A 24,345-nucleotide genomic window follows, 5' to 3' on the forward strand; every position below is an offset into this window, starting at 1 on the left:
CTAAGGTAAATAAAAAGGTGCCTACGACCCAAAAGTTGTCCTGCGACGTGATCACAGAGGGATCTTTGCGCATCGACATACCAGGGATACCCCGGCAATCCGCTACAGGAATCCCGGCGCACCCGGCAAGGCCAGGCGTAAAATAAGGTATGGATCAATGTACCCCGCTAAACGCTTAATCCCGACGCACCAGGGTCTGGTGCAGGATGACGCCCTTCTCGGCCTTCTCGTCCCAGGGCAGGTCGAGGCACTCGGCCGTGTTGCCGGCGCAGCAGTCGCGGCACTGGGTGTGCCGGGCGTCGATGTAGCGCTCCACCAACCCCAGGCCGGGGGCGTAACGCTCGTAGGCGGTGCGCAGGTCGATCAGGTTGTCGACCGCCGCCTGGTCCACCGTAACCACGCTGTCGAGTTGCAGGCCGGTGGGTAGCGTCAGATTTTCACCGACGGTTGTGTAGACGTAGTTCCAGCCGTTGTATACGTCCAGGAACTCCGGTCCCACTGATACGTCACGCGTAGCGTCGAAAGCCGCGTGGCCGTCCCAGGTCACGCCCTCCCGCAGGGGCAGCACCAGCTTGGTGAACGTCAGGTTATCCTCACTGCGCACGACCGCGCTACCCATGCGGCTCACCGTGAAGGTTTGCTTGAAGACGTACGACTGGTTCTCATCTGCCCGCTCCCAGCGTTCTCCGCGATAGACTGTCGCGCCGTCAGCGCCGACAAAGGTTTCCACCAGGGTTTCCCGGGCTTCCAGGCTTGCCGTATCGTAGCGGATGCCGGAGACGGTCGGCGTCAGCACGATGCTGTCGACGCGGTAGTAGGCGGGGCGGTTCAGCTCCAGGGGGTAGTAGGTCTCCAGGGCCGAACCGGTGGCCGGGGTGAGTACTTCCTCCTCGCAGCCGGTGGCCAACAACAGCAGCAAAGTCGGGAACAACAGGGTCAGGATATTTCTCATGCGGTAGGTCTGCTCGGGGCAACACGGTAGCGGTAGACAACGGCACCGATAACGCCCAACAGAATCAGAACGCTGCAAATGAGGGAGATGGTACGCCCGAGGGCATAACTCCGCGGCGCAAACCGCATGGTGATGGTATGATCGCCGGCCGGAACCCGTAGCGCGCGCAGGGCGTAATTGGCGCGGATCAGTTCGGCCGGTTCGCCGTCAATGGTCGCTTCCCAGCCGAGGTCGGGCCCGTACCAGATCTCGGAGAAGACCACGAGTTGCTCAGCCGGTGCGCTGTAGCGGTACTGCAACTCATTGGGTTGATAGCTCGTCAGTTCGATGCTTCCCGCCCCCGTAGGTTCCAGGGCGGCGAGCGCGGGTGCGAAGGACTCATCCACGATCGCGGTATTGCGTAGGTCCTCCACCGTGCCCAGGGCGGCAAACTCGGCGTCCGGCCCGTTCACAAACGCAATGTCACTGACCAGCCAGGCATTTCCGTAGGCATCCGGGTTGCGTTGGGCGGTAAGTTGACCGTCCTCCCCCGGTACCAGGAAGTATTTGGTGTTCAGCATGTTGATGACGTCCATGTCGCGGGGCGCCAGGTAGCCGTCGATCAGGTCCTGGTACCGCCGCATCTTGACCGCTGAGTACCCCCCGAGGCTTTTATGAAAGAAGCTGGTAAAGGCGTCCTGATCCAGGGGCCGCGAGAGGTTGAGTACGCGGTAGTTGGGGTCGGGGTCCTGCAGTATCTGTTGATCCGCGGGACTGGGCTGAATGGGATTGGCTACCGCCCGGTTGGGCTGAAAGTCATCGTGCGTGAGGTACCGTCCGTTGATGCCAACAAAGTCGACCAGGCCCAGCAGGGCAATGCCGATAGCGGCCCAAGTGAAACCAAGGGTGCCCTTCCAGAGCAGGTAAAGCACGCCGTAGGTAAGTCCGACGAAGAGCAGGCTGCGCATCGCGTCCGAAAAGTAGGCATCGGCGCGGGTAGCCTCGAGGGCGCCCACCAGTTGGTTGACGTCGCCCTGCCCCCCGGTAAAGCGGGCGATCTGTGCGGCGTCCTGGGCTCCCGAATAGTCGAGCGTCATACCCAGGATGACCACGAAGGCGCCCAGACCGGCGGCGGTAAGTCCGGCCCTTTTAAGCTGGCGACCGGGGAGGTCCGACGGATCACCCGACAGTCGCCACCAGCGGTGTACGCCTAGCACGCCCAGGGCCACCATGAGAAAGGTCGTGATGCTGAGGGCGGAGTTCGGCGTCCGGAAATTATTGAGCAGCGGGAGGTTGTCGAAAAAGAAGCGGTTGATCCACCCGGCGTTACTGCCCAGGCTGAGCAGGAAGATGAACAACGTGCCCCCCGCCAGCCAAACCCGGGCGGTGGTGGAGGCGGTAAATAGGCCGAAGATGAACAGCGCCCAGGCCACCGCACCCAGGTAAATGGGGCCTTCCGTAAACGGCAGACTGCCGTGGTAAAGCGGCGCGGGGAAGGTGGCCGGCACGCGGAAGCCCGAACGCGTCATGGCCTGCCCGAACTCGGTGTCGCGGTCGATCTCCTGTCCGCTGCCGCCGCCCGCGGCCAGTGGTGCGTAGGTGGCCAGCATATCCTTGAAGCCATTGCTCCACTGCATGGCGTAGCCGTAATCCAGACCACCGGCGGGATTGGTGGTGCCGCCCTCACCCCCCGCGGAATTGGCCGATAGTACCGCGCCGCCGCGCATGGATTGCGGCAGGTATTCCGTAGTGGTGAGCAGGTTACTGGCCCCCGCCCCGATGGCCAGCGCCAAACCTATCAACAGCACGCCCATCGCTTTAGCAAATTCTCCGAGGGTGCCCCGCTGCAGGTGGCGAATGAATTCGGCCACCCCAAGGAAAGGCAGGGTGAGACCAAAATAATACAGCATTTGCGGGTGGTTGACCAGGATCGCCAGGCCCATTCCCAGGGCAAAAATTGCCCCCCCGATGAGGTAGCGGCGCCGGAACGCCAGCAATACCCCGGCGGCCACCAACGGCAGGTACATGATCACGCCGAGTTTACTGACGTGGCCAGCGTCGTACAGCACGATATTGTTCGTGGCGATGCCCACCGTGACGGCGCCCGCCAGACTGAGCCAGGGACTCACCCCGAGCAGGATCATCATCAAGTAAAAGGTGAGCATGCCGCAGAAGACGTAGCCCGCCGGCCCGCCCAGGAAGCCGAAAAAGGCGCGGTGTGCCCATTTGAGTTGATTGCCCTCCGTCACCTTCGCGATCTGGTAGGTGGGCATACCACCAAACATGGCGTTGGTCCAGTTGGTCCGCTCACCGGTGGCCTCCCGGAATTCGGTGAGCTCCCGGGAAGCACCGCGGAACTGCACGATGTCGCCCTGTTGCAGCCCTTTACCCTGAAACTGGGGCAAGAACATGACCAGCACGGTCAGGTAAAAAACGACAACGGCAATCAGGTGCGGCAGGAAAGTCTTGGGCTTCATGCGGGGGGCTTAAAGGAAGTCGACGTCCACGTCGTACGGGTACGTGATAAGGTAATTCATGGCTTCATCAACCGGGTAACGCTCAAAAACGATCTGGTAGAGCATCTCCGTAATGGGCACGCGCAGGCGGAGGCTTCGGGCCAGGTGACGGGTGATCATCAGGGTGCGCACGCCCTCGGCGAGTTCCTGACTGGTGGCAGTCACCTCCTCCAGGCTTTCGCCGGAACCGATCCGGTAGCCGAACATGTAGTTTCGACTTTTTTTGGAGGTGGCCGTGGCGATCAAATCACCGATACCGGCCGTGCCGAAGAAGGCCCGCTTGTCGCTGCCCAGCGCCTGACCAAAGTGGACCATCTCCACCAACCCGCGGGTAATGAGCATCGCCTGAATATTCTTACCCAGGCCCACGCCCTTGAGGATCCCCGAACCCAGGGCAATGACGTTCTTTAGTACACCGGCGAGTTCCGCGCCCAGCAGGTCATGGGTACCGAACACGTGAAGCTGCTTGGATTTAAGCACCAACTTTGCCCGATTGATCACCTCATCAAATTTGCTGGCAATCACCGAGGCGGAAGGCTGTCCGTCGAGCAGTTCCCGGGCCAGGTTAGGCCCCGTGAGGGCCCCTACCCGTACCACCACGCTCTCCTGACGGATCACGTCAGTCATGGTATGCACGTTCTTGCGTTCGATGCCGGTGGTGGGGATGTGCCGCTCGTCCAGGCCCGTCACGTCCAGTCCCTTGGTACCGTGGATCAGGACGTGGCTCGGCCGCAGATGATCGGTGATGCTCTGCATCATGTCGCGGAACTTGTCCGACGGGACGATGGGCAGGATCAGCTGGCAGCGATCGGCCACTTCGGCAAAGTCGTTCACCAGCCGGATACGCGCGTTGAGCGGAACCCCGAAACGGAACCGCTCCCGGTTCAGTCGCTCGGTCAGTTCCGGATTCCGGCTGTATACAAGTACGTCCGTGTTGCGGGCCAGCAAGTTGGCCATGGCGGTACCGAAGGTACCGGCCCCGATCACGCCTACGGGTTCCGCTTTTGGCATATTGTGGATTATGGGTTGCGAAGGTAAGGTGTGCGGAGCAGCTGGGCTACCCGGCCCGCCGCGGCCGTGGCGAGGTCATTCGTCGCCGTCGTCCCAGAGCTGGTCTTCCTTGAACGACTCGATCTCGCGCCGCTCCCGCTTGGTGGGCCGGCCGAGGCCCTTTTCGCGGAACTCACCCTGGGTCTTGCCGACGAACCAGTCCTTATACTTGTTCATCTCTTCCTCGGTGGTGTGGTTGACGTAGCAGGTGACGGCCAAGGGGGCGCCCACCCGCTTGTTGAGCAACTTCACCACTTCCAGGTCCAGATTAAAGCCCTCTTTCTGCACCTGCAGGCGATCGCCGACGGCGACATTGGTACTTGGCTTGACCGGCTCGCCGTTCAGGCGCACCTTCCCCTTCTTGATGACGTCCGCGGAGAGCGTCCGGCTCTTGAAGATGCGGACGGCCCAAAGCCATTTATCGATTCTCACTTTATCCATACATACGAATAACGGGACCCCCGGCAGGGACGATCCCTTGCTTTTGCGCAAAGGTAGGGGAAGGCGACAGGAAGCCGAAAGGACTTGGGAGTAGCCTATTCCTCCAGTTCGTACTCGATGTCGAGTTTGCGCAGCGCGCGGAAGGCGGAACTGGTGTTGAAGCTCACCTCGATCTCCACCGGTGAGCCGGCCAAGAGAATATCCGTGTATTCGGTAGCCAGGTTACTGTCAAGGTCATCGGCAATGTCTTCCAGGGTACGGGAGATGGCGCGGCGGTCGGGACGCAGGGCGTCGCACTGGATCAGCTTGATGGTCATGACCGCAAGATACGCATGTCCGCAAAATAAACAAAATGTTTCAAGTTATTCCCTTTGCCTGTTCCCACTCGCGGCGCAGGATCCGGTACTGTATTACGTCCCACGCCTGGCCCTCTTTCTGGAGGAACTGCTCGAGGCGTGCCTCGCGGATCAGGCCACTTGCCTGGAGTACGCGTCCGGAGGCCTCGTTGTCGACGCGGTGATTGGCGTGCACCCGCTGGATCGGCAGGTGCTCGAAACCGTAGTCGATCACGGCCGCGACCGCTTCCCTTACGTATCCCTTTCCGCGGAAGGGTCGACCCATCCAGAAACCAAGCTCGGCATAGCCGTAACGGGGATGGAGGTGGATGCCCGTCGCACCCATCAATTGCTCCGAGGCCCGGTCCCGGATCGCGAAGACCAGAGCGGTGCCATCGTTCCACCCGGCGTCGACTGCGTGCAACCATCCGACCAGATCAGCCTCGGAATAGGGGTATGGGACCGAGACGGTAAACTCAGCGATCAGGGGATCGTTGGCCAGCCGAATCACGGCGGCGGCATCGCCCAGGGCCGGAGGGCTGAGCAGCAGGCGACGGGTGGTAAGTCGTGGTCGGTCCATGGGAATACGGGTATGTACCCACCAAATTACACCGCATTGGCGCCTGATGCGGCACCGGCGCGCCGCCGCCCCGGATTTACCAGTGGCCGGCGTACCTTTTCGGTAAATTCCTATCCCATGCGACGCCGCCGTTTTCTGGCCACCACCGGGGCCCTGGCCCTCGGTTCTACTTTCTCCCCACTGCTCGCGCGGACGCGCCCGCTCATCCCGGAAGTCCACCTCATCCGGAACAACGTGGGGTACTTCACCGACCGCGGCGGCACTATCGGTTTTTTCCGGCCGGACGGGGGCGTGGGTGGCGTGGTCGTCGATTCCCAGTTTCCGGAGCAGGCCTCCGCTTTCCTAACCGAAGTATTTGAGGCATACAAGGAACTGGACCTGCTCATTAACACCCACCACCACGGCGATCACACTGGCGGCAACGGCATAGTAGCGCCTCTGGCCCGGGCCTACGTGAGTCACGAAAGGGCCAAACTAAACCTCCAGGTTAATGAGGCGAAACGGACGGAAGGCGAAGCCGTGCCCCTGCCCGATACAACCTTCGCCGATGAGTGGTCCATGGCCCTGCCCGGCAGTACGGAAACCGTGACCGCCCGGCACTTCGGCGCGGCCCACACGGGCGGGGATGCGGTCATCCACTTCGAGAATGCCAACGTGGCCCACCTGGGCGATCTGTTGTTCAACCGCCGCTTTCCGTACATCGACCCCGGCGCCGGTGGAAATATGACGAACTGGATAAGCGTCCTGCGCAAGATCCGCAAGACCTACGACCGCGATACGGTATTCATCTTCGGCCACGCCGCGGAATCCTACCCGGTAACGGGCGACCGGGCCGACGTCAAATCCTTCGAAGACTACCTGCTGGCCCTGCGCGACTACGTCAAAACGGAAAAGCGTAAGGGAACCTCCCTGGAAGCCCTGAAGCAAAAGACCGTGACCATCCCCAACGCGCCGGAATGGCGGTTCGGCGAGCGGCTGCGCGACGTGAACCTGGAAGTGATGTACTCGGAGGTATAGGACTCACCCGTTCTAACATTTAGCCTGCAATTCTCACCACGCCACAATTTCCGTCCGGTCGACCAAGGCACTACGCGTCGGTATTCCTATATTGCCCATGTAAAGTCAACCGATTGCATGCAAAATCCGATTGTCGCCGAAAATTTCCTCCTGGAGTCCGACGCCGCCCAGGAACTCTACCACGGCTACGCCGCCGGCGCCCCGATTATTGACTACCATTGTCACCTCCCGCCGGAGCAAATAGCGAGTGATCATCGCTTCACCAACCTGACGGATATCTGGTTGCGGGGCGACCATTACAAGTGGCGGGCGATGCGCGCCAACGGGATTGCGGAGGAAGGCATCACCGGATCGGCCACCGACCGGCAGAAGCACCACAACTGGGCCGCTACCCTGCCCTACACCATGCGCAATCCGCTGTACCACTGGTCGCACCTCGAACTGGACCGCTACTTCGGCGTCGACAGCCTGCTGGGGCCCGAGAACGCGGACGCCGTTTACGAGCACTGCAGCGAATTGTTGCAGGGGCCGGACTTTTCGGTCCGCTCCCTGGTAGACCGGATGAACGTAAAGGTGATCTGTACCACGGATGACCCCACCGACTCGCTGGAGCACCACCGGCGGATACAGGACGAACCCTTTAGTTGTCGGATCCTGCCGGGGTTCCGGCCCGACAAGTCGATCCTCATCGCGGCGGAAGGGTACAACGAATACATCGAACTCCTGGCGGAAGCAAGTGACCGTGAGATCGGTTCCTACGATGACCTCCTGGAAGCGCTGCAGCAACGGATGGACTACTTCCACGGGATGGGCTGCCGCATCTCCGACCACGGGCTAAACGAACTCTTCGACGTTTCCTACACCGACGGGGAGGTGCGAACCATCTTCGCCGGCCGTCGTGCCGGCCGCACGGTAAACCTGGAAGAAGCCCAAAAATTCCAGACCGCCCTGCTGGTCGACCTGTGTCGGGCCTACCACCGCCTGGGCTGGACGCAACAGTTCCACCTCGGCGCGCTGCGCAACAACAACCAGCGCATCCTGCGCCAACTCGGGGCCGACGCCGGCGTGGACAGCATCGGTGATTTCTCGCAGGCCCGGGGCCTGGCGCGCCTGCTCAATACGCTGGACAACAGCGATCAACTGACGAAAACCGTAGTGTACAACCTCAACCCCGCCGACAATGAGGTCATAGCCACCATGGTGGGCAACTTCAACGACGGCAGCGTAGCGGGCAAAATGCAGTACGGTTCGGCCTGGTGGTTCCTCGACCAGCTCGACGGGATGGAGAAGCAAATGAACGTGCTGTCGAATATGGGCCTGCTGAGTCGCTTCGTGGGCATGCTCACCGACAGCCGGTCTTTCCTTTCGTTCCCCCGCCACGAATACTTCCGGCGCTTGCTCTGCAACATGTTCGGGCAGGACATCGAGCGCGGCCTTCTGCCCGATGATCGGAAGTTTATCGGTACTATTATCGAAGATATCTGCTACAACAACGCTAAAAACTATTTCAATTTCCCCGCATGAAAGTTGTCACCTTCGGAGAGATCATGCTCCGCCTTACCCCTCCCGGCCATCTGCGCTTCTCACAGGCCGCCAGCTTCGACGTAGTCTACGGCGGCGGCGAAAGCAACGTGGCGGTCGCCCTGGCCAACTTTGGTCTGGACGCCCATTTCGTGACCCGTCTGCCCAATAACGACATCGGCGACTGCGCGCTCATGGAGCTCCGCAAGCGCGGGGTGCACACCGAACACATCATCCGCGGCGGGGAACGCCTCGGCATCTACTTCCTGGAGATGGGTGCCGTACAGAGGGGCAGCAAGGTGGTCTACGACCGGGCCTACTCCGGGATGGCCACCATCGAAAAGGGAATGATCGATTGGGAGGAGGTCTTCCAGGACGCCGACTGGTTCCACTGGACGGGCATCACGCCGGCCCTCTCGCAGGGTGCCGCCGATGCCTGCCTCGAAGCCATCCAGGCCGCCAACCGGCTGGGCGTACCCGTGTCCACCGACCTCAATTACCGCGCCAAGCTTTGGAAGTACGGTAAGGACCCCCGGGAAGTGATGCCCGACCTGGTAGAGGGCTGCGACGTTATCCTCGGCAACGAGGAAGACGCCGAAAAGCACTTCGGCCTGCACCCCGAGGAAGTGGACGTGACCGCCGGCGGTGAAATGGACGGCAAGAAATACCTGCCCGTGCTGCAGGAACTTATGAACCGTTTCCCGCGCTGCAAGATGACGATCACCACCCTGCGTGGATCGGTCAGCGCCAGCCACAATTCCTGGTCGGGGGTCCTTTACGACGGCGAAACGCTTTACGAGACCGAAACCTACCAAATCACCGATATCGTAGACCGCGTGGGCGGCGGCGACAGCTTCATGTCGGCCCTGATCTACGGCCTGCTCACCTTCAAAGATGATAAGCAGAAAGCCCTCGACTTCGCGGTTGCGGCCTCCTGCCTCAAGCACACCATTTACGGTGATGCCAACCTGGTGACGGTAGACGAGGTAACCAAACTTATTGAAGGCGACGGCTCCGGCCGGGTAGCCCGTTAATCTTATCTTTCTCGCCGGGAGCCGCGGTTATGCGGCTCCCTACCCCGATATAAGAAAACCCACCATGGCCACCCACTCCCGTCTACACACCCTTTCCGTCATCCACGACCAGGGCGTCATGCCCCTCTTCTACCACCAGGATGCCGCGCTCGGCAAGCAGGTCCTGCGGGCCTGCTACGATGCCGGCGGCCGATTGCTGGAATTTACCAACCGCGGCGATTTCGCCCATGAGGTATTCCGCGAACTCAACCAGTACGCCCGCCAGGAACTTCCCGAATTGGTCATGGGCGTCGGCTCCGTAAACGATGCCCCCACGGCCGCCCTCTTCCTGCAGCTCGGCGCCAGTTTCATCGTGTCGGCATCCCTGCGGGAAGATGTAGCCCTGGTCTGCAACCGCCGTAAGGTGGCCTACCTGCCCGGTTGCGCTACGCTGACCGAGATCGGCCGGGCCGAGGAATTGGGGTGCGAGATCGTAAAACTATTCCCGGGCAGCGTGTACGGTCCGGAATTCATCAAGTCGGTCCGCGGCCCCCAACCCTGGACCAGCATCATGCCCACCGGCGGCGTCACCACGGAGAAGGACAACCTGCACGACTGGTACAGCGCCGGTGCGGTCTGCGTCGGACTCGGTTCTCAGCTCATCGGTAACGCCGTACTGAAGGAGCGGAAGTTCGACGAACTGACCTCCGCCGTCCGCCAGGCGCTGGCCGACGCCAAAGAAATTAGACAATGATCGCTCTATTACGTGTGCTTCCCATTCTGCTGTTGTTGGTATTCACTGGCTGCGCCGATGAGGAAAAAACCAGCGTATTGCGTCTAGCCCACGGCCTCGATACCGGTCACCCCGTGCATTTGGGGATGGTTTTCATGGCCGAACGGCTGGAGGAAAAATCCGGCGGTGAGCTCACCATCGCGATTTACCCCAACCAGCAGCTCGGCACCGAACGGCAGGCCCTGGAACTATTGCAGATCGGCAGTCTGGCCATGACGAAGGTATCGGCGGCCGTACTGGAAAACTTTTCCCCGGAAGCCACCGTCCTTTCCCTACCCTATCTGTTCCGCGACCGCGAACACGTTTACCAGTTCCAGGACAGCGAACTCGGTCGCAAGGTGCTCACCACCAGCGAGCAGTTCCGCTTACGGGGGCTGGTGTACTTCGACGCCGGCCAGCGCTCCTTCTATACCAAGGACCGGCCCGTACACACTCCTGACGACCTGCGCGGCACCAAGATCCGCGTGCAACTTAGCGCCACGGCCATCAACCTGGTCAAGGCCCTCGGGGGGTCTCCCACCCCAATTTCCTACGGTGAACTCTATACCGCCCTGCAGCAGGGCGTAGTGGACGGGGCGGAGAATAACCCACCCAGCTTCTATACCAGTCGCCACTACGAGGTCTGCAAGTATTATACCCTTGACGAGCACACGGCTACCCCTGATGTTCTGCTCATCGGCACCGGGGCCTGGGAACGGCTGAACCCCCAGCAGCGGACGTGGCTGCAGGAAGCCGCCGACGAGGCCGTTGTGTATCAGCGCAAGGTTTGGCAGGAAGCCGAGCAGGAAGCCCTGGAGGCGGTCGAGGCCGCCGGAGTGGAGATCATCCGCCCCGACAAGACGCCCTTCATCGAGCAGACCGCCCCCATTCTGGAGAGTTACCGCGACCAACCCGCCATTTACTCCCTAATCGAACGAATCATTGCAATGGCCCCCGAGAATGAAGGATAAGGTAGACAAGATACTCGGTCACACGCTGGCCCTCATGCTGGCCGTGATGACCGTCGACGTACTCTGGGGCGTCTTTACCCGCTACGTGATCGGTGACCAGGCAAGCTGGTCGGAGGAGATGGCCCGCTTTCTCCTGATCTGGATCGGCATCCTCGGTGCCGCCTACGCCACCGGACAGAATATGCACCTCTCCATCGATCTGCTGAAGAACAAACCGGTCAAGCTTATTGCCGCCCTGATCATCCTGTTCGCGCTGGGCGTGATGGTGATCGGTGGTACGCGGCTCGTGTTGCTCACCGCCGAATTGGGACAGACCTCCCCGGCCCTCGGCCTGCCCATGTCGCTGATCTATCTGGTGGTCCCGATCAGTGGCCTGCTCATCATCTATTACCGTCTTCACGACTTTAAATCCAACTGATGGAAGTTGCCATCCTCGTTCTCACCTTCGTCGTGCTTATTGGTCTGGGCATGCCCATCGCCTGGTGCATCGGCATCAGTGCCACGGTGACCATGCTGGTCAGCATTCCCACCCTGCCGGCGCTCACTACGGTGGCCCAGCAGACGGCGACGGGGCTCGACAGTTTCGGATTGCTGGCCATCCCCTTCTTCATCCTGGCCGGTCAGATCATGAACCAGGGGGGCATTGCCCGACGGCTCATCGCTTTCGCCCGCTCGCTGGTTGGCAGTCTGCCCGGCGGGCTCGCCCACGTCAACATCATCGCCGCCATGCTCTTCGGGGCCATCGCCGGTTCCGCGGCCGCGGCCGCCTCCGCCATCGGGGGCACGGTCGGCAAAGCCATGGAAAAGGAAGGCTACAGCAAGGAGTTTGCCGCCGCGGTCAACATCACCTCCTCCACCACCGGGCTGATCATTCCGCCCAGCAACATCCTCATCGTCTACAGCCTCGCCAGCGGCGGCGTCAGCATCGCGGCCCTCTTCCTGGCCGGCTACCTCCCCGGCCTCCTTGTAGGTTTCCTGCTTATGATCGTGGCCGCCATAATGGCCAGGCGCAAGGGCTACACCACGCGGGGCATATTTTCCCTGCGCGAGGTCGGCCGCACCTTCGTTCGTGCGCTGCCGAGCCTACTGCTGCTCGTGATCGTCATCGGCGGCATCGTAGTGGGCGTATTCACCGCCACGGAAGCTTCGGCCGCCGCCGTACTGTATTGCCTGGCGCTGTCCTTCATCTACGGTGAGGTAAAAGTCAGCGAGTTGCCGCAGGTTTTCCTGAGCGCCATCGGCACCACCTCCATCGTCATGATCCTGATCGCCACCTCGATCTCCATGTCGTGGATTATGGCCTTTGAAAATATCCCCCAGGACATCACGAGTTTCCTGCTGGCCACCAGCAATAACCCGATCGTGATCATGATCATCATCAACCTGATCCTGCTCTTCGTGGGCGTCTTCATGGACATGACGCCGGCGGTGCTGATTTTCACCCCCATCTTCCTTCCGGTGGCCGTCCAGATCGGCATCGATCCGGTCCACTTCGGCATCATCATGATCCTCAACCTCTGTATCGGACTGTGTACCCCGCCCGTGGGCTCCGTACTTTTCGTCGGGGTTGGCGTGGCCGGAACCACCATTCAGAAGGTCATCCGCCCCCTGCTGCCCTTTTTCGCGGCAATGCTGGTGGCCCTGCTCATCGTCACCCTCGTACCCGAATTGAGTACCTGGTTGCCCGCCAAGTTCGGATTCTAGGGCGCGTACGCGGGTGCCGTATCGAGATACCCACCGGGGTGCCGGGACCGGCGGTGCTTACCAGGGCACCGGTTGGCCGTCCTTGTAAAAGCCCCCCGAAGGACCGTCGTCCGGTAGGATGACCGCCCAGAGAATGCTACTCGCACCTTCCGCCACACTGCGGTTGGCCTCCGGACCGCCCATATCCGTCCTTACCCAACCGGGGCAAACGGCGTTGACGAGGATGGCGTCGTCGCGAAGGTCATCCGCGAGCTTGTACGTGAGCATATTCAGGGCCGTCTTCGTGATGGCATAAGCCGGGGTGCCGGGCCACGACTCCACGAATGATCCACTTGAACTCGACACATTGACTATGCGTCCGCCACCTCCTTTCCGGATCAGTGGGTAGAGGGCCTGGGTTACCCGCCAGGGGCCAAGGGCATTCACCCGCCAGGCTTCCTCCACAATAGAGAAATCAGCCGTGAGGGTATTTTGAAAGGTGTCGTAGTGGATACCGGCGTTATTGACCAGTACGTCTATCGTACCGTGCGACTCGCGCAGGTGCCGGGCCAGTGCGGCAATGCTCTCCGGATCAGCGACGTCCAGCGGGTGGTATTCCACCGGTAGTCCTTCGTCGCGAAAGGCCGCGGCTACTGTTTCGCCGGCTGCGCTCCGGCTGGTCAGCACCACGTGGTATCCCCGGCCGGCCAGCTGCCGCGCCACTTCCTTTCCCAGGCCCCGGTTCGCTCCGGTGACGATTGCAATCTTCATGCGCCCGAAGGTAAATAGTACGAACAAAAGCCGCCGGTACTCCGTAAGGGACGTATAAATAAACAACACATGAAACGTACCGCATCCGCCGTATGGCAGGGCTCCGGAAAGGAAGGCTCTGGCTACCTCAACACCAAAAGTGGTGTGCTAGAACGCACCAGTTACTCCTACAAAAGCCGTTTCGAAGACGGCAAGGGCACAAACCCCGAAGAGCTTATCGCCGCCGCCCATTCGGGCTGTTTCACCATGGCGCTCACCTTCAAACTGGGCGAAGCCGGCTACACGGCCAAGGAGCTTCACACCGATTGTTCCATCGACTTCCAGAACCAGACCATCGTGGAAAGCCACCTGAAGGTCCGCGCCGAGGTTCCAGGCATCGAAAAGGAAGAGTTCGACAAGATCATCCACGACGCTAAGGAGAACTGTCCCATTTCCAAAGTCCTGGATACCGAAATCACGTTGGAGTACACCCTCAATTGATCCTTCGCCCCTCAGCGAAAACAGAAAGCCCCCCACCAGTCGTCCTGGCGGGGGGCTTTTACATACATCCGGTTGAGTAAGACCGGTAAATAACAATAGGCCTGAAGCTTTATCAACCCGCGGGATCAACCCGTGGGTGGTGTAGAGGACTCCTGTTATCAGAGGTTTACCCAGGGGATATATGTTCGAACTTATTAATCGCCCTTCAGCGACGAGGCCCGGATACGGAGTTCTCCGGGGATGATTATTTCCCCCATATCCATTGGCTTGTCGCGACTGTCAATTTGTTTAAAAAGCAGTTCGGCGGCGGCGGCCCCCATCTTTTCACTGTTTTGTTCCACGCTGCTCAGGGCCGGACTCATCAGGCTGGTGAAAATCTCGTTGGCGAAACTGACCACGCATAATTGGTCGGGAATGACTATCCCATTTTCCCGGCAGTAGTGGAATACCCCAAGTGCGGCGTAGTCCGATGCGGAAAATATGGCGTCGGGAGGGTTCGGCAATTCCAGCAAGCGCTTGGCGGCGGCGTAGCCCTGCTCTTCGTTGATGCAGTTCAGGTCGACGTACTCCTCCCCGACCTCCTGTTGCGCGGCGGCCAGAGCGGCACGGTACCCCGCATACCGGTTCGTGAAGACGTTGAGGCTCTGCGGGCCTCCGAGGTGGGCAATGCGGCGCGCTCCACCCTCAATGAGGTGTTCGACGGCCCCTCGCGCGGAACCATAATCATCCAGCACCACCCGGTGCACGGGAAAATCACCGGCCACCCGGTCGAAGAAGACCAGCGGGAACTGTTGCTTCTGCAGATTGGCGAAGTGTACGGCCTCAACCGTCTCGACGGTCACACTGGCAATAATACCGTCGACGCGCGCCGCCGTAAGGGCAGCCACGTTTTCCATCTCGGTGCTCAGTTTTTCGTTGCTCTGGGTGATGATCACCTGGAAGCCCCGCTCGCGGGCCACTTCCTCGATTCCGCTGATGGCCTTGGCGAAGAAGTTGCGGCCAATCCGTGGCACAATTACGCCGATGGTGCGCGTGGAGCCTCCACGCAGCCCGGCCGCCACCCGATTGGGATGGTAGTTCAGCAGTCCGGCCGTTTCGGAGATCAACCGGCGGGTTTCCTTGTTGATGCGCGGGTCGTTTCTCAGGCCGCGGGATACGGTGGACGGACTGAGCTTCAATCGCTCCGCTATGTCGTATATGGTAACTGCTTTCTTTCTCATAGTTCCGGGGAGGTCAGTAAGGTAAGATATACCCCCAATACTTCCCGAAATTTGACCTAATGTGGTTTTCGGATCCGGTTTTGTCCATATCCGGGCCGGGTCTTATATCCCCGCAGACATTATGTCGGCACTTACTCGAAATACAGGGTAAGCACTTCCGGTTGCTCCCGCCTGTACCGGGGGCCGGGGGGCAAAAAAAATGCGGGCAGCGAGATTGACCCCTCGCTACCCGCTTCCAAAGCTAAAACGGTGTGAATGCCTAGGCCGCTACCAATCGGCAACAGCTTCGGCAAGGATATAAAGACAAATAGATTGGATATTGATTACCTAGTCGACGTTATCGTGAAGGAAGGAGTTGTTGCGGCGCAGGGGCATCTCATCGTCGTCGGTGATGCTCCAGCGGCTCATTTCCTGATGGTCGCTGCTCTTGGTCTGGTCGAGCTGGATGTTGCGCCGCAGGTACGCGGGCTGGTTTTCCAGTTCGTTCACCACTTTCGGGTTGCTCAGTTTGGGCAGCTCGGTACGCTGGCGCAGGGCCTCACGGCGTTCCTGGTCGCGCAATTCCATTTCGCGGCGCTGGGCTTCCCGGCGGGCGTCCTCTTCTTCCTGCATAAAGTTCTGGGTGAAGCTGCCCCCGTCGCGGCGGCGGGCCCGTAGCCGGGCCTTGGCTTCTTCCATGTCCTCGAATTCGAAAGTATTGGCCTGGCTGGGTTTGCCGTAGCCGGCGGGATCTTCCTCACCGGTGATCTCCTCCAGGGAGGTACGACGGCCGGCGGGGGCCTTTTTCTCTTCTTCCAGGTGAACCACCTGCCGCTCCGGTGCAACGTTGCGGTTGGCGGCCTTCTTATCGCCGAATCCGGTGGCGATCACGGTAACGCTGATCTTGTCGCCGAGCGACTCGTCGAAGCAGTTACCCCAGATCAGGTCGGTGCCGTAGCCGGCTTCCTCCTGTACGAATTCGGTGATCTCGAAGATCTCATCCATCGTCACCTCACGGGTGCCGCTGGTGATGTTGAGCAGGATGTGGTTGGCACCGCGGATGTCGTTATCCTCCAGCAAGGGGCTGTGCAGGGCCTGGTCTACCGCTACGCGGGCCCGGTCGTCGCCGTCGGCGCTGGCGGTACCCATGATGGCTACACCGCTGTCGCGCATGACGGTGTTCACGTCCTCGAAGTCAACGTTGACGTAACCGGCCACGGTGATGATCTCGGCGATGCCCTTGGCGGCCGTGGTCAGGATATTATCGGCTTTGGAGAAAGCCTCGCTGAGGTTCAGGTTACCGTGGATCTGCCGCAGTTTGTCGTTGGAGATGACGATCAGGGTGTCAACGTTCTCCTTGAGCTCCTGCAGGCCGTCCATTCCGTTGTTGGCCCGTCGGCGCCCCTCGAAGGTGAAGGGCAGCGTGACGATTCCGACCGTGAGGATATTCATCTCCCGCGCGGTGCGGGCGATGATGGGGGCGGCTCCGGTTCCGGTACCACCGCCCATTCCGGCGGTGACGAAGAGCATGCGGCAGTTGTTGTCGAGGTACTTGCGCACCTCCTCAATGCTCTCTTCGCAGGCCAGTTTGCCGACGTTGGGCTTGGAGCCGGCTCCGCGGCCTTCCGTCAGGTTGGGACCGAGTTGCACTTTGGTCGGTACGTTGCTCAGTTCCATGGCCTGGTGGTCGGTATTGCAGATGGCGAAGTCTACGCCGACAATGCCCTGGTTGTACATGTGATTGACCGCGTTGCTGCCGCCGCCGCCGACGCCGATCACTTTAATGATGGGAGATTCTCCCTGTGGAAAGTCGATTGTCATGGTATATATCTTTTTCTCGGTCAGCGCCGAGGATTAGTTAGGTTGAAAATGGAGGGGAAGGATGCTTCCGCCGGGTTAAAAGTCGCGGTCGGGCTCGGCCTCAAACCATTCCTTGGTACGCTTGAAGACGTTATCGAACCAGCTGGGGCTGTTCACTTCCTCCTTGATCTGCTCCTCCAATTCGAGTTCCGTTACCGGTTCCTCTTTCTTGACGGGCGGGGGTACGATGCGGCCGGCGTCGATGTCGGCGAAGCCCTGCAGCAGCAAGCCGACGCCGGTGGCGTAGATGGGACTGGTGAGGCGCTCGGTGTAGCCGTGGGCAAGGTGCTCCACGGGCGATCCGATGCGCGCACTCATACCCGTATGCAGTTCGGTAAGTTTGTCAAAGTCACGCAGCAGGGCGCCGCCACCGGTCAGAACAATGCCGCCGATGAGCTGGCTGCCGTCGAAGCCCGCACGACGGATCTCCCAGAGTACGTGGTCGAGGATCTCCTCCGCCCGCGCCTGGATGATGAGCGCCAGGTTCTTTTCGCTGATCTCCTTGGGCTCGCGGCCGCGGAGACCCGGAATGACGATCACCCGGTTCTCGTATACCTCACTGGCCAGCGCGCTGCCGTAATTCACCTTGAGCTTTTCGGCGTGCTGCTCCATGACCGTGCAGCCTGCCTTGATGTCTTTGGTGATCACGTGACCGCCGAAGGGGATCACGGCCGTGTGCCGGATGATGCCTTCCTGGAAGATGGTAATGTCGGTGGTACCGCCGCCGATGTCCACCAGGGCCACGCCGGCCTGCTTCTCATCCTCGTACAGTACGGAGGCGGCGCTGGCGATGGGCTCCAGGGTGACGTTGGCCATGTGCAGGCCCGACCGCTCCACGCAGCGGTTGATGTTGTTGCTGGCGGTGATCTGTCCGGTGATGATGTGGAAGTTGGCCTCCAGCTTGGAGCCGGACATGCCGATGGGATCCACGATGCCCTGCTCATTGTCGACGGTATACTCCTGCGGGATCACGTGCAGGATCTTGTCGCCGGGAGGGAGTACCAGTTTGTGCATGTCTCCGATCAGGCGGTCGATGTCGCGCTGCCCGATTTCGGAGTGGGAGTTGTCGCGCATCAGCATGCCGCGGTGCTGCAGCGATTTGATGTGCTGTCCGGCGATTCCGACGTGTACCGTCTGAATAGATTCGCCGCTGGCCTGCTCGGCCAGGCGACGCGCCTCGGTGATGGCCCGCACGGTCTTCTCGATGTTGGAGACCACGCCGCGCATGACGCCCTCCGAATCGACCTTCCCGGTGCCCAGGATTTCCACCCGGCCGTGTTCGTCGCGCCTGCCTACGAGGGCGCAAACCTTGGTGGTGCCGATGTCGAGGGCGGCAATAATTTGTGTTTGAGTGGTATCAGTCATTATATCCAATAGTTTAGCAAAAAAGTGAAGGAGCGATTAGGGTCATAGTCACTCCCCTGAGATTGTTAATTATGCTTTTTTGGCTACTACCTGATCGGCGTAGCGCAGGTCGAAGCTCCGGTATTTCCTCCAACCCTCGTAGGGAAGACCTTCGCGGTAAAAGATTTTAAGTCGCTCCAGACGCTGGGGCGTTATTTTTTTGTCGTAGCGCCCCAGGTAGATCACCTGGTCGCCCACCTTTGGGGCCAGCACGAGCTCGCCGCTGTCCGTCACGTCGATCTGTTCGATCAGGGCCGAAAGAAACGCATCTTCTCGCAGTTGGTGGCCCAGTGCCATCAACTGATTTAGGGGATGTTCGGGATCTTCCGCAAAGTCATCCGACCACGGCACCACGCTCCCCGTCACCACCGGCACCCGTACCGTATAGTTGGTGCTGAGCGGCAGGCGTACCCCCTCCAGATCGAGGTAGTAATTCTGACCATTATCGGCGATGATCCGCAGCAGGGGAACACGCTGGTACACGGCGATATTCAGCACCATGTCCGCATCGACGTAGGCCTCAGCGTCGCCTACGAAGGCCTGCTGTTCCAGCACCTCTTCTACGCGCTCCACGTCGATGTCCGACAGCTTCAGCTGGTCAAGCGGCTTGGTAAAGCTGGCCGCCAGCAGGTCCAGCAGTTCGTCGGCCTCCACCAGATTGGCGTTCTCGGCCAGGGGGTGTACCATAGGCCGGATGGCCAGGATGTGCCCGGCCTCGCGTTCGGAGATAGCAGACACGGCAAGGACCGCCGCCCCCAGGGCAACGAAGATCCAGCCGTAGGTCCGGATTCCGATGAAGATTCCGGCGAAGAACCGTCCAATCTTTCCCGTCACGCGATTAGTAGCCATGGTCCTTGTTTTTGCGGTGCTGCGCCACAACCCGCGGCACCAAAGTATCAATGTCACCCGCTCCGAGCAACAGCAATACTCCATCCTTTAATTCAGCGGTGGCCTCCAGCATCTGGGTGTTGCTCAGCAACCGCCGCTTTTCGTTTTTCATGAGGCCGTAGACCAATTGGCTGGTCACGCCCTCGATCGGTTCCTCCCGTGCCGGGTAGATCGGTACGATGATGGCCTCGTCAAGCAGGTCAAGCGCCCTGGCGAAGCCAGGCGCAAAATCTTGCGTCCGGCTGTACAGGTGAGGCTGGAATACCCCGCGGATCGTCCGGTTGGGGTACAGCTCCCGGGCCGCCGTGATGGCCGCCTGCAATTCCGTGGGGTGGTGGGCGTAATCGTCGATGACCACCAGGTTGCCGTTCTTCAGTACCGTCTCGAAACGACGGGCAATGCCCTGGAAGTTGGCCAGGCCCTCCCGCAGGTCGTCTTCGGCTCCTCCCGCAAGGCGCGTCACGGCACAGGCGGCAATGGCGTTCTCGACGTTGTGGCGTCCCGGCAAGGTGGTGCGCAGATTGGAGATGAGGTGACCGTCCGGTTCGCGCAGGTCGAAGTGGAAGGCTCCATCCACGACGCGGATGTTCTGCGCGCAGAAATCACCGCGCCCGATTCCGAAGGTGGAGATCATGACGTTGTCCAGACCACGGAAGTGCTCCTCCACGTCGTAACGCACGATGAGTTGCCCCCCGGGCTTGATCCGTCGGGCGTAGGCGCGGAAACCCGTTTCAAGCATCTGCGCGTGATCGCCGTAGATGTCCAGGTGGTCCGGATCAGTGGAAAGCACCACGGCGATTTCCGGGCTGAGGCGCAGGAAGCTGCGGTCGTATTCATCGGCCTCCACCACCACCCAGTCGCTATCACCGTGCACATAGTTTCCATCGAAGTCGCGGGCGATCCCTCCCAGGAAGGCCGAGGGGTCCAGCCCCGCCGTCACCATCAGGTAGGTGGTCATCGTAGTCGTGGTAGTCTTGCCGTGGGTACCGGCAATGCCTACGCACCGCATGTCGAGGCTGATGAGGCCCAGCACTTCCGACCGCTTCATCAGGGCGTACCCACCCTCGCGGGCCTTGACCAGCTCGGGAAAATGCGGTGGCACGGCCGGCGTGTACACGACCAGCAGGTCGTCGGCCGGATCGGGCATGGATTCCGGGGCGGCGGTGTAATGGATGTCCATTCCGGCCGCCGCCAGCTTTTTGGTCAGTTCGGTCGGGGTACGGTCGTAGCCCGACACGGGTATGCCGCGGTAGTGGAAATAGCGCGCCACGGCCGACATACCAATGCCACCGATCCCGATGAAATAGACCCGTTTGACGTCAGACAGTCGCATGTACGGAGTTCTTGTTGGTGGTGGAGGGAATGAGGTTCAGGGCTTCGGTGGCGATACGGTTCACGGCACCGGGTTTGGACAGGGCGCGGGCGTTGCGGCCGAGCCGGTCTCGCCGGGCGGGGTCGTCGAGCAGCGCAAGGGCTTCGGAGACCAAGCGGTCTTTCACCTGACCGTCGGGGACCAGCAGGGCGGCCTCCGAGCGCGTCAGGGCTTCGGCGTTCTTCGTCTGGTGGTCTTCGGCTACCCAGGGCGAGGGCACCAGAATGGCGGGTTTTCCCAGGTATTCGATTTCGGCGATGGTAGTCGATCCGGCCCGCCCGATGACGACCTGGGCGCGGGCGTAAGCCTCGTCCATTTTATCGAGGAAGGCGGTAATCGTCACGTTCGGCAGGCGGGCCGTGGCGCAGTCGGCGTAGGTAGCCAGATAGTGCTTGCCGCACTGCCAGATCCATTGCACCTGCGGCCGCGCCCCAATTTGCTCGGTGCTGGCGGCCATGGCCTCGTTAAGGGAGCGCGCACCGCCGGAGCCGCCCATTAGCAAGACGGTGGGCGGACCATCAAGGGTGAGTTCGCGGGCCCGGTCGAGCAACTGTTCGCGGACCGGGTTGCCGGTGATGATCAGCTTGTGGGCGGGGAAGAACTTGGCCATCCCTCCGAAAGCCACGCAGATCTTGTCGACCCGCTTGCCGAGCCACTTGTTGGCCAGACCGGCGAAGGCGTTAGGTTCCTGGATGAGGGTGGGAATGCCCATACGGGCCGCCGCGTAGAGCACCGGAGCACCCGCGTAGCCCCCCGTGCCGATGACGACGTCGGGGCGGAATTCGTTGAGGAGGGTGCGCGAGCGGAACAGGCTGCTGAGCACCTTCACTGGAAAGCTCAGGTTGTCGATCGTGAAATTGCGCTGCAGGCCACTGATCCACAGCCCTTCGATGCGGTAACCCGCCGCCGGCACCTTCTCCATTTCCATACGGCCCTTGGCCCCGACGAAGAGGAATTCGGCTTCCGGACGGAGGCGACGCAGCTCGTCGGCAATGGCGATGGCGGGAAAGACGTGGCCACCAGTGCCGCCGCCGCTGATCACGAATCTGGGGGGTCGGTTAAGTGGCATCGGCGGTCACGGCTTCTATGTACTTCGATACCGACATCAGGATGCCCAGCGAAATACAGGTGAACAATGTACTGGTACCCCCCATGCTGATCAGGGGCAGGGTAAGCCCCGTCACGGGCAGGAGGTCCAGGTTGACCGCAATATTCAGGAAGGCCTGCAGGAGCAGCGACAGGCCGATCCCGAAGGCTACCATGGCCCCGAAGGCCTTGCTGCTGCGCGTCACCAGGCGTATGACCCGGAAAAACAACAGCAGGTAGATACTGATAACGATGATGCCCCCCACGGCACCGTACTCCTCCACGATGATGCTGTAGATGAAGTCACTCTGCGCGCTGTATAGGGTATGGCGTTGGGTGGAGTTGCCGGGTCCGACGCCGATCACTCCCCCGTTGGCGATGGCGATCATGGCCCCGGTGATCTGCCGGCGGTCGTCGACCTTGGCGGCGGCGGGGTTGAAGTAGGTTTCGATGCGCTTCTCCCAGGTAGCCGCGCGGGGCACCAGGTTGGGATATTTGCTGCCCACCATGACCAGTATACTGAATACGCTGATGCCCAGCAGGATCAGCATCAGGATGTACTGCATGGCCACCCGACCCACGATCATCATCAGGATGCAGATCAGGAACAGCATGATGGCCGAGGAAAGGTCGCTCAGCGCAATGAGCAGACAGATGCCCAGTACCGGCAGGATGATGGGCACGAAGGCCTCCTTGAAATCCTTGATCACGTCCTGCTTCGAGCCGATGGCCCGGGCTACGAAAATGATCAAAGACAGCTTCGCAAAATCGGAGGTCTGAAACGTCAGATCAATCCCGGGGATGGTAAGCCAGCGCCGCGCGCCGTTGATATCCGTACCGAAAGCCTGCGTCAGCACCAGTAACACTATCGATATGACCAGCAAACTGGGGGCCCACCGGCTGTACTTGGTGTAGGCCAGCAAGTGACCGATGTACACCACGATGAGTCCGAACCCGAGGATCACGGCGTGCTTGAACAGGTAGCCGCTCACCGCTCCGCCGGAGTTCCGGTAAGCCAGGTTGGCCACGGCACTGTACACGGATACGATGGAAATAAGCGCCAGCAGGACGATGATGGCCCAGAGAACGCGGTCGCCCCGCAACTCGGTTGCTATGCGCGTAGAGAGGTTCATGCGGCAATCGTTTGGACGCAGGCGCGGAACTGGTCGCCCCGGTCTACGTAGTTCTTGAATAGGTCAAAGCTGGCGCAGGCCGGACTCAGCAGGATGCGGTCGCCGGCGCGGGCGTACCGGTCGGCGAGTTCCACGGCTTCCCGGGCACTGCGACACTCCACCACCCGCTCGAGGTCGGCGAAGGCCGTGCGCAGTTTCTCGTTGTCCTGCCCCAGGCAGATCAGGGTGTGCACCTTGCCATCCACCACTTCCCGCAGCGGTTCGTAGTCGTTGCCCTTGTCGGTGCCGCCGGCGATCCAGACGGTCGGTCCGTCCATGGCTTCCAGGGCAAAGTAGGTGCTGTCCACATTGGTGGCCTTGCTGTCGTTGATCCAGGTGCGGCCATCGGCGGTGGGGATCACCTCCATGCGGTGGGGTGCGGGCCGGAAGTTATCCAGCGCCAGTTGTATTTCTTCGTCGCTCACGGTGAGCAGTCGGGCGATCCGCACGGCAAACAGGGCGTTCATCGCGTTGTGGCGGCCGGTGAGGCGGCCGGTGTGCAGGCTGAAGGTGTCATCGTCGACGCGCAAGGTCGTTCCCTGAATATCGCGGTCAGGGTCTATCGTCGTCACGCGGGCGCGGGTCGGGTTGCGGCGGAGCGCGGGTGCCAGGGTCTTGTCGTCCTGCAATACGAGCAGGTGATCGACCGAACGTTGGTTGCGGCCAATGCGCAGTTTGCTGTCGGCGTAGCGATCCAGCTCGTAGCCGTAGCGATCGAGGTGGTCCGGGGTAATGTTGAGCACCACCGCGATGTCGGGCCGGAAGTCAACGATGCCATCGAGCTGGAAACTGCTCAGTTCGAGTACGTAAATGTCCTGCGGCTCGTGGTCCAGCAGGAGGCGCGCGAAGCTGTCACCGAGGTTGCCCCCCGCCACGGCCTTTTCGCCGGCCTCCTGCAGCAGGAAGTGGGTCAGCAGCGTGGTGGTGGTTTTGCCGTTGCTGCCCGTGATTCCCACGATGGTTGCCTCGGGATGCACGTAGCGGAACGCGAATTCAATTTCGGAGACCACGGGGATGCCCGCCCCGAGGATGGCCTTCACCACCGGAGCCGTATCGGGGATTCCCGGACTCTTCACCACCACCTCGGCCTGCAGTACGCGGTCGAGGGTGTGTCCCCCGGTTTCGTACGCGATACCCGCTTCGTCGAGTTCCGCCAGGTACCGTTCGCTACCTGCTCCGAAGTCGCTCACGAATACGTCGTACCCCTGCTGCTGCCCGAGGCGGGCGGCGCTGGCTCCGGATTCTCCGGCCCCGAGGACGACTAGGTGTGGCTTGGACATGGT

General features: G+C 61.0%; 23 protein-coding genes. 8 read left to right on the forward strand and 15 right to left on the reverse strand.

Going from position 1 to position 24,345, the window contains the following annotated elements:
* Positions 1-175 precede the first annotated feature (175 nt).
* The 6 genes from E4021_RS04610 to E4021_RS04635 form a co-directional block, all read right to left on the reverse strand.
* The gene (locus tag E4021_RS04610; protein WP_136456794.1) at positions 176-952 is read right to left on the reverse strand and encodes a hypothetical protein; all 777 of its coding nucleotides are present in this window, start codon (positions 950-952) and stop codon (positions 176-178) included.
* Positions 949-3,408, reverse strand: a complete 2,460-nt coding sequence (locus E4021_RS04615; RefSeq protein ID WP_136456796.1) for a YfhO family protein — start codon at positions 3,406-3,408, stop codon at positions 949-951. The genes E4021_RS04610 and E4021_RS04615 overlap by 4 nt, the downstream gene beginning before the upstream one ends.
* 9 nt (positions 3,409-3,417) lie before the next feature.
* Positions 3,418-4,458: an NAD(P)H-dependent glycerol-3-phosphate dehydrogenase gene (locus E4021_RS04620; protein WP_136456798.1), complete on the reverse strand. Its 1,041-nt coding sequence runs from the start codon at positions 4,456-4,458 to the stop codon at positions 3,418-3,420.
* Positions 4,459-4,533: 75 nt separating this feature from the next.
* Positions 4,534-4,938 carry an RNA-binding S4 domain-containing protein gene (locus E4021_RS04625; protein ID WP_136456800.1) on the reverse strand — a complete coding sequence of 135 codons (405 nt, stop codon included), beginning with the start codon at positions 4,936-4,938 and terminating at the stop codon, positions 4,534-4,536.
* A 95-nt stretch (positions 4,939-5,033) separates the two neighbouring features.
* Positions 5,034-5,255 (reverse strand): hypothetical protein, encoded by a 222-nt coding sequence (locus E4021_RS04630; protein WP_136456802.1) that lies wholly within the window; start codon positions 5,253-5,255, stop codon positions 5,034-5,036.
* A gap of 40 nt (positions 5,256-5,295) precedes the next feature.
* Positions 5,296-5,853, reverse strand: coding sequence for a GNAT family N-acetyltransferase (locus E4021_RS04635; protein ID WP_136456804.1), 558 nt, complete (start codon positions 5,851-5,853; stop codon positions 5,296-5,298).
* A gap of 117 nt (positions 5,854-5,970) precedes the next feature.
* Here E4021_RS04635 and E4021_RS04640 point away from each other — a divergent pair, with 117 nt between their 5' ends.
* The 7 genes from E4021_RS04640 (at position 5,971) to E4021_RS04670 (ending at position 12,851) form a co-directional block, all read left to right on the forward strand.
* Positions 5,971-6,870 carry an MBL fold metallo-hydrolase gene (locus tag E4021_RS04640; protein ID WP_168797466.1) on the forward strand — a complete coding sequence of 300 codons (900 nt, stop codon included), beginning with the start codon at positions 5,971-5,973 and terminating at the stop codon, positions 6,868-6,870.
* 117 nt (positions 6,871-6,987) lie between these two features.
* Complete coding sequence (gene uxaC / locus E4021_RS04645) at positions 6,988-8,394, forward strand: glucuronate isomerase (protein ID WP_136456808.1); 1,407 nt, start codon at positions 6,988-6,990, stop codon at positions 8,392-8,394.
* Positions 8,391-9,425, forward strand: coding sequence for a sugar kinase (locus tag E4021_RS04650; RefSeq protein ID WP_136456810.1), 1,035 nt, complete (start codon positions 8,391-8,393; stop codon positions 9,423-9,425). Before uxaC ends, E4021_RS04650 begins: the two co-directional genes overlap by 4 nt.
* A 64-nt stretch (positions 9,426-9,489) precedes the next feature.
* On the forward strand, positions 9,490-10,158 hold the full coding sequence (locus E4021_RS04655) for a bifunctional 4-hydroxy-2-oxoglutarate aldolase/2-dehydro-3-deoxy-phosphogluconate aldolase (protein WP_136456812.1): 669 nt from the start codon (positions 9,490-9,492) through the stop codon (positions 10,156-10,158).
* On the forward strand, positions 10,155-11,147 hold the full coding sequence (locus E4021_RS04660; protein ID WP_136456814.1) for a TRAP transporter substrate-binding protein: 993 nt from the start codon (positions 10,155-10,157) through the stop codon (positions 11,145-11,147). The genes E4021_RS04655 and E4021_RS04660 overlap by 4 nt, the downstream gene beginning before the upstream one ends.
* A complete protein-coding gene (locus E4021_RS04665) occupies positions 11,137-11,565 on the forward strand; it encodes a TRAP transporter small permease (RefSeq protein ID WP_136456816.1) in 429 nt (142 codons plus the stop codon). Before E4021_RS04660 ends, E4021_RS04665 begins: the two co-directional genes overlap by 11 nt.
* On the forward strand, positions 11,565-12,851 hold the full coding sequence (locus E4021_RS04670; RefSeq protein ID WP_211096962.1) for a TRAP transporter large permease: 1,287 nt from the start codon (positions 11,565-11,567) through the stop codon (positions 12,849-12,851). The genes E4021_RS04665 and E4021_RS04670 overlap by 1 nt, the downstream gene beginning before the upstream one ends.
* A gap of 57 nt (positions 12,852-12,908) precedes the next feature.
* Here E4021_RS04670 and E4021_RS04675 read toward each other — a convergent pair whose 3' ends face one another.
* On the reverse strand, positions 12,909-13,601 hold the full coding sequence (locus E4021_RS04675; RefSeq protein ID WP_136456820.1) for an SDR family NAD(P)-dependent oxidoreductase: 693 nt from the start codon (positions 13,599-13,601) through the stop codon (positions 12,909-12,911).
* 69 nt (positions 13,602-13,670) lie between these two features.
* Between E4021_RS04675 and E4021_RS04680 the strand changes: the two genes are divergently transcribed.
* Positions 13,671-14,081, forward strand: coding sequence for an OsmC family protein (locus E4021_RS04680; protein ID WP_136456822.1), 411 nt, complete (start codon positions 13,671-13,673; stop codon positions 14,079-14,081).
* A gap of 194 nt (positions 14,082-14,275) precedes the next feature.
* Here E4021_RS04680 and E4021_RS04685 read toward each other — a convergent pair whose 3' ends face one another.
* The 8 genes from E4021_RS04685 to murD form a co-directional block, all read right to left on the reverse strand.
* Positions 14,276-15,301: a LacI family DNA-binding transcriptional regulator gene (locus E4021_RS04685; protein ID WP_136456826.1), complete on the reverse strand. Its 1,026-nt coding sequence runs from the start codon at positions 15,299-15,301 to the stop codon at positions 14,276-14,278.
* 327 nt (positions 15,302-15,628) lie between these two features.
* On the reverse strand, positions 15,629-17,101 hold the full coding sequence (gene ftsZ / locus E4021_RS04690) for a cell division protein FtsZ (protein WP_136456828.1): 1,473 nt from the start codon (positions 17,099-17,101) through the stop codon (positions 15,629-15,631).
* 75 nt (positions 17,102-17,176) lie between these two features.
* Entirely contained in the window at positions 17,177-18,505 is a 1,329-nt protein-coding gene (ftsA, locus tag E4021_RS04695; protein WP_136456830.1) for a cell division protein FtsA, read from the reverse strand.
* Positions 18,506-18,574: 69 nt separating this feature from the next.
* Positions 18,575-19,393 (reverse strand): cell division protein FtsQ/DivIB, encoded by an 819-nt coding sequence (locus E4021_RS04700; RefSeq protein ID WP_136456832.1) that lies wholly within the window; start codon positions 19,391-19,393, stop codon positions 18,575-18,577.
* Positions 19,383-20,765 (reverse strand): UDP-N-acetylmuramate--L-alanine ligase, encoded by a 1,383-nt coding sequence (murC, locus tag E4021_RS04705; RefSeq protein ID WP_136456834.1) that lies wholly within the window; start codon positions 20,763-20,765, stop codon positions 19,383-19,385. Before murC ends, E4021_RS04700 begins: the two co-directional genes overlap by 11 nt.
* Positions 20,752-21,873: an undecaprenyldiphospho-muramoylpentapeptide beta-N-acetylglucosaminyltransferase gene (gene murG / locus E4021_RS04710; RefSeq protein WP_136456836.1), complete on the reverse strand. Its 1,122-nt coding sequence runs from the start codon at positions 21,871-21,873 to the stop codon at positions 20,752-20,754. Before murG ends, murC begins: the two co-directional genes overlap by 14 nt.
* A complete protein-coding gene (locus tag E4021_RS04715) occupies positions 21,863-23,023 on the reverse strand; it encodes an FtsW/RodA/SpoVE family cell cycle protein (RefSeq protein WP_136456838.1) in 1,161 nt (386 codons plus the stop codon). The genes murG and E4021_RS04715 overlap by 11 nt, the downstream gene beginning before the upstream one ends.
* Complete coding sequence (gene murD, locus E4021_RS04720; RefSeq protein ID WP_136456840.1) at positions 23,020-24,342, reverse strand: UDP-N-acetylmuramoyl-L-alanine--D-glutamate ligase; 1,323 nt, start codon at positions 24,340-24,342, stop codon at positions 23,020-23,022. The genes E4021_RS04715 and murD overlap by 4 nt, the downstream gene beginning before the upstream one ends.
* Positions 24,343-24,345 lie beyond the last annotated feature (3 nt).

The sequence above is a fragment of the Neolewinella litorea genome, from assembly GCF_004803465.1.
Classification (GTDB): Bacteria; Bacteroidota; Bacteroidia; order Chitinophagales; family Saprospiraceae; genus Neolewinella; species Neolewinella litorea.